The 14,243-nt window shown below is 59.4% G+C and carries 17 protein-coding genes; 6 read left to right on the forward strand and 11 right to left on the reverse strand.

The features are described from left to right. Positions 1 to 58: 58 nt before the first annotated feature. From GC1_RS02955 to GC1_RS02965, 3 genes are all read right to left on the reverse strand, one after another. Complete coding sequence (locus tag GC1_RS02955) at positions 59 to 388, reverse strand: hypothetical protein (RefSeq protein ID WP_019295535.1); 330 nt, start codon at positions 386 to 388, stop codon at positions 59 to 61. Between the two features lie 173 nt (positions 389 to 561). After that, positions 562 to 1,140, reverse strand: coding sequence for a YceI family protein (locus tag GC1_RS02960; protein ID WP_019295534.1), 579 nt, complete (start codon positions 1,138 to 1,140; stop codon positions 562 to 564). A 156-nt stretch (positions 1,141 to 1,296) separates the two neighbouring features. Next, positions 1,297 to 1,830 carry a hypothetical protein gene (locus tag GC1_RS02965; protein WP_019295533.1) on the reverse strand — a complete coding sequence of 178 codons (534 nt, stop codon included), beginning with the start codon at positions 1,828 to 1,830 and terminating at the stop codon, positions 1,297 to 1,299. A 330-nt stretch (positions 1,831 to 2,160) separates the two neighbouring features. Between GC1_RS02965 and rpsF the strand changes: the two genes are divergently transcribed. The 6 genes from rpsF (at position 2,161) to GC1_RS02995 (ending at position 5,327) form a co-directional block, all read left to right on the forward strand. Further along, entirely contained in the window at positions 2,161 to 2,514 is a 354-nt protein-coding gene (rpsF, locus tag GC1_RS02970) for a 30S ribosomal protein S6 (protein ID WP_019295532.1), read from the forward strand. A gap of 28 nt (positions 2,515 to 2,542) precedes the next feature. Further along, positions 2,543 to 2,770: a 30S ribosomal protein S18 gene (gene rpsR / locus GC1_RS02975; RefSeq protein ID WP_005608650.1), complete on the forward strand. Its 228-nt coding sequence runs from the start codon at positions 2,543 to 2,545 to the stop codon at positions 2,768 to 2,770. Positions 2,771 to 2,782: 12 nt separating this feature from the next. Then, positions 2,783 to 3,391, forward strand: a complete 609-nt coding sequence (gene rplI, locus GC1_RS02980) for a 50S ribosomal protein L9 (RefSeq protein ID WP_019295531.1) — start codon at positions 2,783 to 2,785, stop codon at positions 3,389 to 3,391. Between the two features lie 179 nt (positions 3,392 to 3,570). Then, positions 3,571 to 3,762 carry a hypothetical protein gene (locus tag GC1_RS02985; protein ID WP_019295530.1) on the forward strand — a complete coding sequence of 64 codons (192 nt, stop codon included), beginning with the start codon at positions 3,571 to 3,573 and terminating at the stop codon, positions 3,760 to 3,762. A 420-nt stretch (positions 3,763 to 4,182) separates the two neighbouring features. Further along, complete coding sequence (locus GC1_RS02990) at positions 4,183 to 4,668, forward strand: lytic transglycosylase domain-containing protein (RefSeq protein WP_019295529.1); 486 nt, start codon at positions 4,183 to 4,185, stop codon at positions 4,666 to 4,668. A 221-nt stretch (positions 4,669 to 4,889) separates the two neighbouring features. Beyond that, a complete protein-coding gene (locus GC1_RS02995) occupies positions 4,890 to 5,327 on the forward strand; it encodes a hypothetical protein (protein ID WP_052260485.1) in 438 nt (145 codons plus the stop codon). Positions 5,328 to 5,438: 111 nt separating this feature from the next. On the opposite strand, the gene tig is transcribed toward GC1_RS02995, so the two are convergent. The 8 genes from tig to GC1_RS03035 all read right to left on the reverse strand — a co-directional run bounded on the left by tig (position 5,439) and on the right by GC1_RS03035 (position 14,082). Further along, entirely contained in the window at positions 5,439 to 6,770 is a 1,332-nt protein-coding gene (gene tig / locus GC1_RS03000) for a trigger factor (RefSeq protein WP_019295527.1), read from the reverse strand. Between the two features lie 196 nt (positions 6,771 to 6,966). Then, positions 6,967 to 8,085: a hypothetical protein gene (locus GC1_RS03005; RefSeq protein ID WP_019295526.1), complete on the reverse strand. Its 1,119-nt coding sequence runs from the start codon at positions 8,083 to 8,085 to the stop codon at positions 6,967 to 6,969. 353 nt (positions 8,086 to 8,438) lie between these two features. Beyond that, positions 8,439 to 9,557, reverse strand: coding sequence for a porin (locus GC1_RS03010; protein WP_039136444.1), 1,119 nt, complete (start codon positions 9,555 to 9,557; stop codon positions 8,439 to 8,441). Between the two features lie 760 nt (positions 9,558 to 10,317). Then, entirely contained in the window at positions 10,318 to 11,127 is an 810-nt protein-coding gene (locus GC1_RS03015) for a S1 family peptidase (RefSeq protein WP_082020146.1), read from the reverse strand. Continuing rightward, complete coding sequence (locus GC1_RS03020; RefSeq protein ID WP_036761843.1) at positions 11,109 to 11,387, reverse strand: hypothetical protein; 279 nt, start codon at positions 11,385 to 11,387, stop codon at positions 11,109 to 11,111. The genes GC1_RS03015 and GC1_RS03020 overlap by 19 nt, the downstream gene beginning before the upstream one ends. A gap of 49 nt (positions 11,388 to 11,436) precedes the next feature. Then, positions 11,437 to 11,844, reverse strand: a complete 408-nt coding sequence (locus GC1_RS03025) for a hypothetical protein (protein ID WP_019295522.1) — start codon at positions 11,842 to 11,844, stop codon at positions 11,437 to 11,439. 1,007 nt (positions 11,845 to 12,851) lie between these two features. Beyond that, positions 12,852 to 13,409, reverse strand: coding sequence for a hypothetical protein (locus tag GC1_RS03030; RefSeq protein WP_152612407.1), 558 nt, complete (start codon positions 13,407 to 13,409; stop codon positions 12,852 to 12,854). A gap of 10 nt (positions 13,410 to 13,419) precedes the next feature. Further along, the gene (locus GC1_RS03035; RefSeq protein ID WP_237754553.1) at positions 13,420 to 14,082 is read right to left on the reverse strand and encodes a recombinase family protein; all 663 of its coding nucleotides are present in this window, start codon (positions 14,080 to 14,082) and stop codon (positions 13,420 to 13,422) included. Positions 14,083 to 14,243: the final 161 nt, after the last annotated feature.

Genomic DNA, 14,243 nt, shown 5'->3' on the forward strand with positions numbered 1-14,243 from the left:
CTGACGCGCGGCGCTTTGCTTATTCACAGGCTTCCGGGACCTGATCTGCCCGCTGATTTCAATGCCGGTGGTAGTAATAGCCGCCGTGGCGTGAGCGGTGCCGGTGGCCGCCGTGGCGGCGGAAGTGGTGCCGGTTGCGGGTGGCGTGGTGCCGGCGGGCGCCGTGGTAGCCGTGGTATTGCCGGGGCTGGTGATAATAGACGCGGCCGCGGTGGCGGTCCCGGTCGTTGTCCAGGCTCTTGACGATAATGCCAAGCGCAATCAGCCCGGCGATGGCGCGGGCGGCGTCATTGCCGGAATCATGGGCTGCGGCGGGAGCTGTAAAGGCCAGGTTGGCAGCAAGGGCCAAAGCCGCGCAGGCTGAAGTGAGAAAGCCGAAGCGGAACATGGTGCCTCCTTTCCGAAGTGGCCGGAGAGGCCGCCCACAGTCTGCGCCTGATGCGGCGCAAAGGCCAGTGAACTTGGGTCACGGTTTGGGGAGGTCTTCGCAGCGCGGCGCAAAGGAAAACCGCCGGCCCCAAGGGAGCCGGCGGCTGTAATTTCAAAGATGCGGCGGCTGGATCAGCCGTCGGCCTTCATCGCCTCGACGGAGATCTTGATGTTGACCTCATCGCTGACGAAGGGGGCGAACTGGCCCAGGTTGTAGTCGGAGCGCAGGATCTGGGCAGTGGCGTCAAAGCCGGCCCAGGGCTTCTTGGCCATCGGGTGTTCGCCGGCCTGGTTCAGCTTGGCGTCCAGCACCACGGATTTGGTCACGCCGTTGAGGTTCAGGTCGCCCGTGATCTTGGCGGTGTTTTCGCCGGTCACTTCGATGCCGGTGGAGGTGAAGCTGATGGTTTCATCCTCGGTGGCGTCAAAGAAGTCCTTGGTCATGAAATGGTCAAAGCGCGCCTGCCAGCCGGTGAACATGCTGCTGAGCGGCATCGAAACCGACACGCTGGAAGCGGCCGGGTCTTCCTGATCGAACATGATCTCGCCTTCGAAGCCGGAGAACAGGCCGTAGGTGGTCGAATAACCGAGGTGGTTGTAATCGAACAGGATCTGGCTGTGGCCGGCGTCCAGCACGTATTTCTCCGGTGCGGCGGCAGCGCCGGTTGCAGCGGCAGCGGCCAAGGCGGCGGCAAACAGGGTCTTTTTCATGTCAAAGGCTCCGAATTGAAGAATTTCTATGGCAACACATGTGGTTGTTTCCTCCCCGAAAGGAAGACCGCAAAAACCAACATTATCTGTGAGCGCGCGAACACAAAACCCGGCTGCAGGCAGCCGGGCGGCATCTCGCGCAAATGTGAAAGCGGATCAGGTCAGGATGCGCACCGCACCGCTGAGCTGGTCGCGCAGCTGGCTGCGCACCGCGGCGGAGGCCAGCGGCAGTTCGATCATCAGGCTGCCGTCGCCCTCGAACAGCTGGACGGAGCTGGCGGTGAGCCGTGCGCCGCCCAGGGTGTCATAGCTGCGCCGCAGGACGGTGCGCGGACGGCCCTGGGCGTCGCGCTTGAGCACCCGCAGTTCGCGGCGCACCGGATCAAAGCAGGCCTCCGGCCGGCCTTCAGGCTCATGCGCGGTCATCAGGACCAGCCCGGCCAGCAGGAATGCAACGGAGAGGCCGAAGCGGATCAGGTTCATTTCCGCATCCGCGCCAGCCCCCTGCACCAGCCACAGGCCGGTTGAGCTGAGGATCATCGCGGCGCCCAGAAGCTTCAGCGCAACCACCCGCACTTTCCAGTTCGCTTCGAACCTCAAGCGCAGCGGCGATGCACTGGCAATTGCGCCAAGCGCCCGTGCGCTGGACATTGCGGAAATCTGCGGCGGGGTGTGGTCTGTCACTGCCATTTGACTGCCCTTCTGCTGCGGTCCTGTTTCTGCTGCCCTGCTGCGGGTCCCGCGTCTGGGTTTCCGGCGCCGCGGCTTCTCTCCGCGTTAAGGCTTCGTTAACGAGTGAAGACTGGCATTGGGGCAGCAATGGGGCGGGCTTGCGGTTTTGCCGCGGCGGGCCATTGCAGCCAGCGCAAAACGCCCTTTGGACTTGCTCTTTTGGCGCCAGCCTGTATAGGAGGCCCTGCTTCCGCGACATCTTCGATCCGCGCAGCCTCTCGTGACCGGGCAGCGGAAGTGTGACATGCCCCGTCTATGAAATGCGCCTAGACACAAACAGGAGTTCGCATGCCACTCTATGAGCATGTCATGATTGCGCGTCAGGACCTGTCCAACTCGCAAGCTGAAGGCCTCATCGAACATTTCGGTGCTGTTCTGTCCGACAACGGCGGCAAGCTGGTCGAGCAGGAGTACTGGGGCGTCAAGACCATGGCCTACAAGATCAACAAGAACCGCAAGGGCCACTATGCCTTCCTGAAGACCGACGCACCGTCGGCCGCCGTTCAGGAAATGGAGCGCCTGATGCGTCTGCATGATGACGTGATGCGCGTCCTGACCATCAAGGTCGACGAGCACGCCGAGGGCCCTTCGGTCCAGATGCAGAAGCGCGACGAACGCGGCGATCGCCGTGAGCGCCGCTGATCAACGCTTGAGAAAAGGACGCTAAATCATGGCAGCCAAACCGTTTTTCCGCCGCCGCAAGGTTTGCCCGTTCTCGGGTGAAAATGCGCCGAAGATCGACTACAAAGACACCCGTCTGCTGCAGCGCTACATCTCTGAGCGCGGCAAGATCGTGCCTTCGCGCATCACCGCCGTTTCGGCAAAGAAGCAGCGTGAGCTGGCCCGTGCTATCAAGCGCGCCCGCTTCCTCGCCCTGCTGCCCTACGCCGTGAAGTAAGGAGATAAGCAGATGCAAGTTATCCTTCTTGAGCGCGTTGCAAAGCTGGGCCAGATGGGCGACGTCGTTGACGTGAAGCCCGGGTTCGCCCGCAACTTCCTGCTGCCGCAGGGCAAGGCAAAGACCGCTTCCGAAGCCAACATCGCTTCTTTCGAAGCCCAGAAAGCGCAGCTGGAAGCGCGCAACCTGGAGACCAAGAAAGAAGCCGAGGCTCTGGCAGAGAAGCTGGACGGCCAGCAGTTCATCGTGATTCGCTCCGCTTCGGACGCGGGCGCGCTGTACGGCTCCGTCACCCCGCGCGACGCGGCTGATGCTGCAACCGAAGCCGGTTTCTCGGTCGACAAGAAACAGGTCGCCCTGATCGCTCCGATCAAGGACCTCGGCCTGCACTCGGTCTCCGTGAAACTGCACCCGGAAGTCGAAGCAACCATCGAACTGAACGTCGCACGTTCGGCAGAAGAAGCCGAACTGCAGGCATCGGGCAAATCGATCCAGGAGCTGGCCGCCGAAGAGGAAGCCGCTGCAGAGTTCGAGATTTCCGAGCTGTTCGACGACATCGGCTCTGCTGCGTCCGACGACGACGAAGCACCGGCCGAAGCCGCTGGCGAAGAAACCAACTGATCCCATCCGGGACAGTGAGACACGGGAAAGGCCGCCCTTGGGGCGGCCTTTTTCTTTGGCTCAGCGGAGTTTGCAAAGACACGCCAAATTGCACGGAAATCCCCTGCCCCCGAATAACCATCTGTTTGCCGGATTCATCCAGAATAGTCGGCACGTGGAGTGAAAAAGGGGGATGCGCCATGCAGGACGCATTGGAAAGTGAGGAGCTGGCGCTGCGGCGGCGGCTGTTGTTCCGGCTGCTGCGCGGCCAGCGGTTCGACCGGCCGGATTTTAAGACAGAAGCGATTTCAGAACTGGTGCCCAAAGGGCTTATCGGCCCTGGGGACAGCCTGTTCAAGGCGCCGTCAGACGCGATGCAGAAACCTGTCTGAAGGCGTCCCAAGCGGCCTTTGGCTGAGGTATGCAAACCGGTCTGCGCAGGGCGGTCAGGGGCTGCACTGAGGAGCTGCCAAGGGTTGTAGGGACCGCGAAATTTTGGGAAACAGCCGCGGTCCCTTTCTGCCCGAAGTGGTCAGCTGCCCCACAGGCGTGAGGGGCAAACTGCCCTGAGGGTTGTTTCTGCCTCAATGCGCAACCCCAATATGTAGTGGGCGGCCATATTTAACAAATGTCTAATGATTAAAGTTTGACCGACTTCCCGGACACCGGAACGCACGCCGGATTTCAGGCGGTTTCCCCCCGCGGCAATGGCGGTTCCCCGCCACTGGAAGCCCCTGCTGGCATGGGCAGGATTGCAGCCCGCGCCGGGGCGGGTAATCTGCCCATCGTGAGAAACCGCTTTCGGAGGCCGCATGAAGCGCCCGACCCCTTTGATCTTGTTTATTGCTGCCGCGGTGCTGTCCGCCTGCGCCAGCACCGCCTCCCCGCCGGAGGTGTCCCGAGCCGCCCCGCCGCTCTACCCCAATGAGACCCCGGAACTGCGCCGGAAGATCAATTACTGGGCGGACCACTACGAGGTGCCGCGCAGCCTGGTGCACCGGCTGGCGGTCCGCGAAAGCACCCACAGGCCCAAGGCGGTGAACCGCCCCTATTATGGGCTGCTGCAGATCCTTCCCGCGACGGCGCGGTCGATGGGGTTCAAGGGAGAACCCAAGGAACTGCTGGATGCCGATACCAACCTGCAATTTTCGGTGAAATACCTGCGCGGCGCCTGGCTGCTGGCTGATGGCAGCCAGGACATGGCGGTGAAGCACTACTCGCGCGGGTATTACTACGAGGCCAAGCGCCGCGGCATGCTGGTGGAAACCGGCCTGCGTCCGGCGCCTTCTGACGGCTGAAGCCTGCCCGTCAGCAGCGCTCCGCAGGGGCGCTGCCTGGCCCAACGGGCCGCGGCGCTGTCCGCAGGACGGCGCCAAGGACGGGCGGGAGCATTTGTTTTCCTGACCAGCACCGCCTGACCGCAAGGCCAAACGCTTCGGCCCGCAGCGAAGCGTCCTTTCCCGCAGTGCCGCCTGCCTGGGGTATCCAGTCCCAATCATCACTGGAGTCCCTTATGAAAATGCCCGAGTTGAAGACCGGCAGATTTATCCCCGAAGACGGTTTGCGGATCACCGTCCAAGTTCCCGAAACCCACGTGCAGAGGATCGTTGATGCGGTTCTTGCCGTCTCCGCCCTGAAATACGGCGACTATGACCGCGTGACCTTTCAGACATCGGCGGGCACACAGAGCTTCCGTTCGCTGGGGAGCGGGCGGAACGCGGCGACGGAGGCTGCCGTTGAGGTGCCTTGCGTGGAACTGTCCTTCTTTCTAGGCCGGGAGGACGCCGGGGCGGCGCAGGTTCTGGAAAGCGTCTATGCGTCCCACCCTTACGAGGAGCCGGTGATCTATGTGACCCCCTGCCTGCGGACCCTCCATATCCGCGGCATGGATGAAGACAATCCCAACAGGTTCTGGAACAGCGCCCCCGAGGACTGGGTGCCGGACGCGCACCGATAGAAACCGGATCACCGGACGCCCGGCGCCGTCTTATCCTATCCAACCTTATCCTATCCAACGAAAAAGGCCGCCCGATGGGCGGCCTTTCCGTAAGTCGATGCGGAAGGAGGATTATTCCTCTTCCAGCTCCTCAACGGCCTTTTGCAGGTCGTCTTTGGAGATCTCTTTCTCGGTGACCTTGGCCTGGCCGACGATGTGGTCGACAACCTTGTCCTCGAAGATCGGCGCGCGCAGCTGCTGCTGCATCTGGGCGTTCTGCTGGATGAATTCGAAGAACTGGCGTTCCTGGCCGGGGTACTGGCGGGCTTGCGCCATAATTGCCTGGGTCATCTCGGCGTCGGTCACTTCGACCTCGGCTTTCTGGCCCAGCTCGGCCAGCAGCAGGCCCAGACGGACGCGGCGCTCAGCCAGTTTGGTGTGCTCTTCGGTGGTTTCGATTTCACCGTGGTCGTGGCCTTGCACTTCCGGGTTGTCCTCGTGCCACAGCTGGTGCGCGATCTGCTTGGCTTCGGCGTCGACCAGCGACGGCGGCAGGTCGAAGGAGACCAGGGTGTCCAGCTTGTCCAGCAGGCCGCGCTTCAGCACCGCGCGGGCGGCACCGGCGTATTCTGCTTCCAGGCGCTCGGTGATCTGGGCTTTCAGCGCGTCCAGGTCGTCGGCGCCGAATTTCTTGGCCAGCTCGTCGTCGATCTCAGCCGCCTTCGGGGCTTTGACTTCCTTGACGCTGCAGGAGAACACGGCCTCTTTGCCGGCCAGGTGCTCTGCGCCGTATTCCTCGGGGAAGGACACGGTCACGTCTTTTTCTTCACCGGCTTTGGTGCCGACCAGCTGCTCTTCGAAGCCGGGGATGAAGGAGTTGGAGCCTAGGGTCAGAGGGTAGTCGTCGCCTGCGCCGCCTTCAAAGGCTTCGCCGTCGATCTTGCCGACGAAGTCGATTACGACCTGGTCGCCGTCTTCGGCTGCTGCGCCCTCTTCGCGGGCTTCGAATTCCTTGGCGGTTTCGGCCAGGTTGGCCAGCGCCTCGGTGACGGCTTCGTCTTCAGCCTTCACAACCAGCTTTTCCAGCTCGACGCCGGAGAAGTCGACTTCGGGGATTTCCGGCAGTGCCTCGTAGGACATCTCGACGTTGACGTCGTCGCCTTCTTTCCAGTCTTCGTTGGTCATCTTAACGTCGGGCTGCAGCGCCGGACGGTCGCCGCTGTCCTCGAAATGCTTGTTCATGGCGCCGTCGACGGCTTCCTGCATCGCTTCGCCCATCAGGCGCTGGCCGAACTGCTTTTTCAGCAGCGCCATCGGCACCTTGCCCTTGCGGAAACCCTTCATTTCGATTTCCGGCTGGGCTTCGACCAGCTTTTCGTTGACCTTCTCGTCCAGCTCGGCGGCGGTGACGGTGATGGCGTAGCCGCGTTTCAGACCTTCGTTCAGCGTCTCGGTGACCTGCATCCTATTCCCCATAGAGATTCGGGGCCCCTGTGCGAGGTGCCCCCAGACAATTTGCGGTCTTCTATTTCCCCCGGCGCGGCGGCGCAAGGGGGATTGCCCCTTTCCTGCGCAATCGCGCGGATTTCCAGCCGCCCAAAACGAAAAACACGCCCCTAGAGGGGCGTGTTTGTGTTCCTAAAACCGAGAGAGTTGCGGTTCAGAACTTCCAGCGGGCACCAGCCAGGATGACGTTTGCGTCCTGGTAGGTGGTGGCGCTGTTGTCGGCATAGGAGTAGTCGCGGTAGGCCAGGTAGGTCTCGACGTTGTAGGCGTCGATTTTCTGGACTGCAGCAACGCCCCAGGATTCAGCGCTGTCGCCGGAGCTGACCATGTCGGAGCCGTCATAATAGTCGACCGAGAAGGAGGTGGAGCCGGCCGCAATCAGATCTGCCGAATAACCCAGCTTGGCGTAAGCATAGGTTCCTGCAATGTCGCGCTCGCCTGCGGCGATGTTCAGCGACAGGCCGGTGGCCTTGTGCAGCACCGCAAAGGAGCCGGAGATGTCGCGGTAGTCCTGCTCGCCGGTTTCCTCGGTCCAGGAGGCGCCGATGCCGGTGTCGATGGCAAAGGCCGCAGCGTCGTCATTGGCCCAGCGGACTGCCACGTCATAGCTTTCGCGGTCGTTGGCGTCCTTCAGGATGTCGGTGCCCCAGGAGGTCGACAGGGTGAAACCCGCCAGCTCCGACGAATCGTAGCGGACACGGCCCAGGCGGCTGCCGTCCAGGTCGGTGAAGGCATCGCCGATGTCCACGCCGCTGAGCGCGCCGGCGCCGGTGCGGAAGGCATAGCCGCCCGCGGAGTCGGCAACCGAGTTGGAGGCGCCAAGACCGGTGCCGGAGAAGTCAGCGCCAGTGATGCCGTCAGTTGCCATCGAGCCCTGACCCGCCGAGAAGCGGCCATAGCGCGCGGTGTCGAACTGGAAGTCGACGTGGCGGATGTTGGTGCGGTCCCAGCTCAGGTTGTCGCCGGTCGAGGTTTGGCTGACCCCGTCAGAGGAGCGGAAACCGAAGGCAGTTTCAAAATTGAACCGCAGGGTGTTCTCGCCGTACGCCTGCTCCAGCCAGAAACCGATGCGGGAGTTGGAGGCGGCGTTGTCGGTCAGGCGGTTGAAGTCCTGTTCGCCATCATCAAACGACTGATAGGCGGGGTTGAACTGGCCGTACCAGCGGAAGCTGCCGCCGGTGTCGTTGGTGTAAGTGGGGCCTGCAAATGCCGGGGCCGCAACTGCGGCTGCGAGGGTGGCTGCGCCGGCGCGGGCTGCAAACTTGGTTTTCATGTCCTGTCTCCTGTTCCGCCGCTTACGGCCGCTGTCCGGCACAAGCCAGCGCAGGAGCCGAGGGAGCCTCTGGGCGCGTGGCATGAATTCCGGGTCAGATGACCGCTGCGGCAATTGTGAAAATCTGCCCGTGGCAAAAAATCACCTGCACCGTAGCGCCGCCACGGGACCGGAGATGTGAAGACGATTACGTTTACAGCCCGCCTCATGCAAAGCAGCTATGCCGCACGTGCAACCCTGAGGCGGGAACCAGCCGGGCGGGCGGATCCGGAAACCTGCCCGGTCCAGCCCTCAGCAAAGAAACGCTCCGGCTGACCGGAGCGTTTCATTATGGTCCAGATATCTGCCGCTCGTCAGAAACGCCAGCGGGCGCCCAGCACCCAGGTCGTCAGATCCTGGTAAGTCGCGGCGGCATCCTCATACTCATATTCCTGGTAGGTCAGGTAGATGTCGGTGTTGATGCTGTCGACCTTTTGCACCGCACCAATGCCCCAGCCCTTGGTGCTGGAACCGGTGACGTTGAAATCATCGCCGTCGTAATAATGCACCCCAAGCCCGGTCTTGCCCCAGGGCAGCCAGCGGTCGGTCTCATAGCCGATCTTGGCATAGTAGTAACTGGGATCGCTGGAGCCCGCCGCATCGTTGTCCCGGCTGCCGCCCGCCACAGTAAAGCTGATGCCGCTGTCCAGCAGCACCGAGGCCGAGCCGATCACATCCGAGCGCTCTGCCCCGGCGTCGTCACGCACCTGATAGGCCAGTGAGGCGGCAAAATTAGTGGAGCCGAATTCCTGCCCGTAGCGCAGGCCGATGTCGTAATAGTCGGCATCGTCGCCGGACGACAGGATATTCTGCCCCCAGGCGATACCGGCGGTGAACCCGTTCAAATCCGGGGTGTCATAGCGGATCCGGCCGCGGCGGGAGCCATCCAGATTGTCAAAGGCAGAGGCCACGGCAGGCCCGCTCAGCGCGCCTGCGGTGTCGCGGAACAGGAAACCTGCATTTGCATCAGCTGTATAGGAATAAAGCGCGGTGCCGACATAAGACAGGTCGGTTTCAGCCGCGCCATCGGCCACCATGCTGCCCTGCCCGGCGGAGAACCTGCCCCAGCTGCCTTCGAGCCAGAAGTCCACGTGGCGCAGGTCGGCGCGGGTCCAGCCGCTGTAGTTGGAGCCGAACTGGTTCACTTCGGTCGAGTTCGGAAAGCCCAGCCCGGTCTCAAACCGGAAGCCAAAGGTGTTGGCCCCGATCGGCTGCATCAGCCGCAACCCGACGCGGGAGCGGGACAGGTCGTAGTCAAGCACGTTGGTCTCAGTCTGCTGGCCGTCATCAACCGAGATGATGGCCGGATTGAACTGTCCGTAGATTTCAACATAGCCGCCGGAATTGTTGTCATACCGCAGCTCGGCGTAGGCCGGAATCGCGATTGCGCAGACCCCTGCAGCTGCCGTGGAAATTTTCAGAAGACGTGTCATGGCCATCCCCCTTTTTAACAATGTACTGATAAACACTTGGGCCAGCCAAAGGCCGCTGGCCGGCCAGATAGAAGTATAGCACATCGCGGCTGGTTCCAGTGAAATTATTGACCGGAAAGGTTAAACCGGCCAGCAACCGCCACGGCCAGCATCCTGTCTGCCTCTGATGAGATTGAAAGCTGGTGCGGGTGAAGGGACTCGAACCCCCACGCCAAAGGCGCCAGAACCTAAAACTAACGAACAATCAATGATTTCAGCGCACTTAGCCCGAAAGTTTTACAGGACATTGCCAGAACGAAACGCGAAAGCGTAAAACGGAACAAACCAAGCACGAATCCCACCCTCCCAAATGCGCGCCAAAGACTACCCCTTTCCAACGGTTGAAATCTGCTGCAGCTATTGCAGCCGATATGGGCGCTATAGGAAACAGCGGTTTGTGGAGATCGTCGGCGCCGATACTGAGCTGCCCCAGGCGCTTGGGGTTATAGCGGCGGACTGTCCAGAGGATCGCGTTTCACCGGGCAACATGCGCGGGAACTGTCGGCCGTTCTACGCTCAAGACTGGTGGATCACGGGTAGGCGGGCGAGATAGCCTGCCCGGCCACCTTTACTGGAAATTTGCACCTTCAGCTCTACACTGCAGAGATCCCGGAAATCTGGGGTGGGTCAGAGCGGCCCGCTGTATCGCCGACAACGGTGCATATGCCCGGCGGGTCGCTCGCTCCCATTCTGGACAATTCAACTAGCTGAGCTATTCCCTTCAATGCTCAGGCACAAACCGCTTCTGAGCGGCGAGAATCTCATCAAGCACTCGAGCCTTCCACACCACCCCAAGCTGAGCACCAAGCTTTCGATCATGGACAACTCGGCCTGAGTATATACCCACGAAATCCCGAACCTCACCCATGATATTGATGAAACGGCCCTTGTCATCAAAGCCCGATTTATTGGTGGAGATAACTGGCGAGCCTGACATCCCGCAATTTGAAGCCGTGTCAACCAGCATCTTCGGAAGACCCTCAACGTCAAAATGAGGCTCAGAGGCGATGCTACCCTTCTTCCAAATCGGCGTCCCCTCAACCCCTAACCCCAGAGGGTAGCCCAGAAGAAACACGTCCGAAGAAACGGCAAGCCGAAGCCGTGAGTGTGAAGCATTTATTGGATGAACTATGAACCCTTCCGGCGGGGTGGAAATTCGACACATCACTACGTCGACAGAACTCCCAAGTGGATGCTCGAGCCATTGCGTTTCAACGCCAAACTCCCAGTCTAAATCAAAGTCGACCGGCATAACGCCTTCAGAACACAACATGTGGAATGTCGTTGAAACCCTATTGGGTCTGGACAACATCTTATTCAAACACTTTCCAGTCAGAGCGTTGCGCCCAGCAACATTGTGCCAGTTTGTAACGAGGTACAACGCCCTTTCAGAGTGCCAAAGGAACCCGGTGGCCTTGCTTAAATGAATATCGTTGAATTTCATCTCTAGCTGAGCGACCGAAATTGTCTCTCTTGCAATTGGAAGCAAATTCACATCCTCCTTTGCTGGACTTAGTCCGAGCTTTTGCATAGCTCCGCAATTTCCTCCAAGCCCCGAAGGAGCTTGCGCTGGCTTTTCGCCACCTTGTCGAACAGGGCAGATGCTCGTGTCTTCTCACTCTCAGAGCCGGAGATTTTCATTACGGTTAGTGCTTGAGCAACCTCTAGGTTGGCCTCGATATGCTCTGACATGATAGCCCCGATTTTCTGGCAGACCTCGGACTTAGAAGCGGCAACGGCCTGACTACCCGCCAAACAAAAAGCGGCAGCGAGCGTAAAAGCTCCTCTCATCTAACAATTCCCTTATTCAAAATCATATACTTACTCCTTATCTGGATCGCTATGAAAGGTGGCTTAGCCGCACCTTGCCGGACCTGAATATCTCAACGTCAAAGTACTGAAGCATGTCCCGCCCTAGAAGGGCATCGCAGGAAATGCCGTCAACTACCACGATCTGGTGACTACTGATCGTAATTTTCCCACCACAATCTGTCTCTAGACCGATTGTAGCTTCAACAACCCTGCCGACAGCGCCTCCAGTAACTCCATTGACGTCGATCTGCCTAATCGGCCGTAGCTCTCCTGTTAACTTCAACAGCTTTGCATGCACGCATGTGTGATCATTTCCTGTGTCGAACTGCGCCTGTGTCACCCCTCCAACCATCGTTTCGGGATGGAAGAAATAAGTTGGGATGAGGATTTCATCCTTTGGAGAAAATCGATCGATTGTTATTGTTTTTAACGTCATTACTGCTCCTTTTCTGGACCTATCACGAAGCGATAACGCTTCCTTAACCAAACTACCGCATAAGGGTAGCAAGGGACATTCCGCTCCCCTTTTTGTACTAGGCCAAAACCCAGGCGGGCGCCTACACCCAAGGGCGCCCGTCACTCTTTTACCCCAGTGCCCGATGGGGTGGCGCCTGCAGTCAGATGTTGACCTGGTAACGAGTGCCGCGCACTGGCCTTGCTCCTTTGATGCAAATTTCACGATGCGTATACACAATTTTAACTCAGATACCGCATAGATAGAACTGAGAGCGCGAACTACACTCTCAAGCTCATTCTGCACAAGAAGATGGGCGCCTCGGTTGAGAGGCGCCCATTTTCGTGTCTCGTACCTGTTGCCGCACAGAGCGCCCTACCCCCGTCAACAAACCTGCCCGCGCTCCTTTGTTGGACCTACTCGCAGGTACCAAAATTAGTCATGGCTGTCGGTTCCGGCCTATGAAAATGATATGTTAACCGAGCAGCAGAATTGGCAAAAACCGTCAGGAAAGCAGTTGATCCGTTCACTTCCTCGCTAAGGAATGTGATAGCCTCGTCACCCCATTTTGAATGATTGTAACGGGGAAGGTTTGCCCTGGAGACGATATTGTTCCGTCATCCTCAGTGTAGGACACTTGGACAACAAGATCACGCGTACTGCATGCATTGGTTTCCAAGCATACTGTTGAGAATGTGCACTGAAACTGCTTCTCAGCTTGCGCGTCTGAGGGAAGCACAAAAACAAGAGAGGCAGCCCAAACACATGACCTCATACCCCTACTGGCCTGATTAATAGTCAAATGAAGCCTCCTTTTTCAGACACCGGCGTCGTGAGTTATCATTTCGATAATTCCCCGCAAAACGCGAACCTACCACCCTACCATCAAGTTGCCCCTAGCCGACAGGGGCAGCGGCCCGCGCGTAACTAGTGCTTGTTTAACCAGCTTCGCGGGCCGCACCACTCCTTTGTTGGACTGCTATTTGTTCTCAAATCGCCAACTGAATTTTCAACTTGTTGAGTTCCCACTCATCTTCAAGGAACTTGTCTAAGCATATGATGGCTGCCTTCGCGTCAGCCTTAGCATCATCAGAAAACTCTGTTCCGCTCTCTGGCAGGCGCCAGTAGAATTTCAGGACAGCTTCGGATGCTTCTCGACTCAATCGGCCAAGATCAGCCAGATGAGCATCTTTGATGGGTGTTTTTGCTGTCGAAGTATGCAGGAAGGCCAGGATCTCCGCCCGAATGGCTTTAGCTATTGCTCTCTTAGATCGAACGGCTTCATAGCGTAACAGAGCAACCTCTCTACGTTTTTCCGCCGCGAACTGTAGCACTGAAACAGCTATCGCAAACGCGGATACAAGAACGGCGACCACACCTTCTTCCGGCGGATGTGCTCTCCAATCCGGCAAGAGCGAAGTTTCAAAAATCCGCTGAGTTCCCCAATCAAGAACCCAAACAACAACTCCAAGAACCAATGCGCCGCTGAGCGCGACAGCCGGAAACCGTAAGAACTTAAAGTACATGAAATACAGGGCCTTTCGCACGGCCTTACTCCTATTCAGACTCATCATCCAGGGCGCTGCCGCCATCGCGGCCGGCATCCCATTCCTTCTGCCAGGCATAGTATGCGGCCCGGCTGATCGGCGGCCCCTTCAGATTCTTGATCTTTTCAAACACGGTCATTCCGCGGTCGCCCATCTGCAGCATCATTGAGGCGACCTCGGCACGCTCCTCGGTCATTGAAATCGGGCGGCCGGGCATTTCGCCCCGCGCCTTGGCCCGCTCGATCCCGGCCTTGGTGCGCTCGATGATCAGGTTGCGCTCCAGCTCCGCTACCACGCCCATCATCTGCAGCATGGCTTTGCCCATTGGGGTTGTCACGTCCACCCGCTCAGTCAGGCTGAAAAAGGAAATGCCGCGGTCACTGAGCAGGTTCAGGACTTCAAGAATGCCCTCAAGCGTGCGCCCCAGGCGGTCGAGCTTCAAGACGACAAACTCCGTCCCGGGTACCTGCGCCAGCCGCAGAGCGCGAATAAAATTGGGCCGATCCATGGTCCCGCCGCTGGCCCGGTCCACAAAAATCAGCGCCTCCGGGACCCCGTAATCCTTGAGGGCTTGGATCTGCATGTCGGGGTTCTGGTCCGCAGTCGAAACGCGGGCATACCCGATCTTGCGAACTGGCTCTTTCTTGGATTCGGACACTGCTTTCTTACTCAAGCTTCGGACTCATGCGCCCAATCTGGATAGTATTTCTGGACAAGGCAACCTGTGCGGTACCGCCCCTCACTACTTTCCCGTATTTGCGAGCCACGAACACACGGCGGGACAAAGCCGCCGTTCGCTGCACCTGCTCGGTTTCCGCTAAGTCTGCGCGTGTT

It is taken from the genome of Leisingera sp. ANG1 (genome assembly GCF_000203975.2).
Classification (GTDB): domain Bacteria; phylum Pseudomonadota; class Alphaproteobacteria; order Rhodobacterales; family Rhodobacteraceae; genus Leisingera.

Bases quoted from the DNA above. Each gene is read 5' to 3' on its own strand.
- GC1_RS02960 (WP_019295534.1), bottom strand. From the start codon at position 1,140: ATGAAAAAGACCCTGTTTGCCGCCGCCTTGGCCGCTGCCGCTGCAACC.
- GC1_RS03025 (WP_019295522.1), bottom strand. From the start codon at position 11,844: ATGACGTTAAAAACAATAACAATCGATCGATTTTCTCCAAAGGATGAA.
- rpsR (WP_005608650.1), top strand. From the start codon at position 2,543: ATGGCAGCCAAACCGTTTTTCCGCCGCCGCAAGGTTTGCCCGTTCTCG.
- GC1_RS03015 (WP_082020146.1), bottom strand. From the start codon at position 11,127: ATGCAAAAGCTCGGACTAAGTCCAGCAAAGGAGGATGTGAATTTGCTT.
- tig (WP_019295527.1), bottom strand. From the start codon at position 6,770: ATGCAGGTCACCGAGACGCTGAACGAAGGTCTGAAACGCGGCTACGCC.
- rplI (WP_019295531.1), top strand. From the start codon at position 2,783: ATGCAAGTTATCCTTCTTGAGCGCGTTGCAAAGCTGGGCCAGATGGGC.
- rpsF (WP_019295532.1), top strand. From the start codon at position 2,161: ATGCCACTCTATGAGCATGTCATGATTGCGCGTCAGGACCTGTCCAAC.
- GC1_RS03020 (WP_036761843.1), bottom strand. From the start codon at position 11,387: ATGAGAGGAGCTTTTACGCTCGCTGCCGCTTTTTGTTTGGCGGGTAGT.
- GC1_RS02955 (WP_019295535.1), bottom strand. From the start codon at position 388: ATGTTCCGCTTCGGCTTTCTCACTTCAGCCTGCGCGGCTTTGGCCCTT.
- GC1_RS02965 (WP_019295533.1), bottom strand. From the start codon at position 1,830: ATGGCAGTGACAGACCACACCCCGCCGCAGATTTCCGCAATGTCCAGC.
- GC1_RS03005 (WP_019295526.1), bottom strand. From the start codon at position 8,085: ATGAAAACCAAGTTTGCAGCCCGCGCCGGCGCAGCCACCCTCGCAGCC.
- GC1_RS02995 (WP_052260485.1), top strand. From the start codon at position 4,890: ATGCCCGAGTTGAAGACCGGCAGATTTATCCCCGAAGACGGTTTGCGG.
- GC1_RS02990 (WP_019295529.1), top strand. From the start codon at position 4,183: ATGAAGCGCCCGACCCCTTTGATCTTGTTTATTGCTGCCGCGGTGCTG.
- GC1_RS02985 (WP_019295530.1), top strand. From the start codon at position 3,571: ATGCAGGACGCATTGGAAAGTGAGGAGCTGGCGCTGCGGCGGCGGCTG.
- GC1_RS03010 (WP_039136444.1), bottom strand. From the start codon at position 9,557: ATGACACGTCTTCTGAAAATTTCCACGGCAGCTGCAGGGGTCTGCGCA.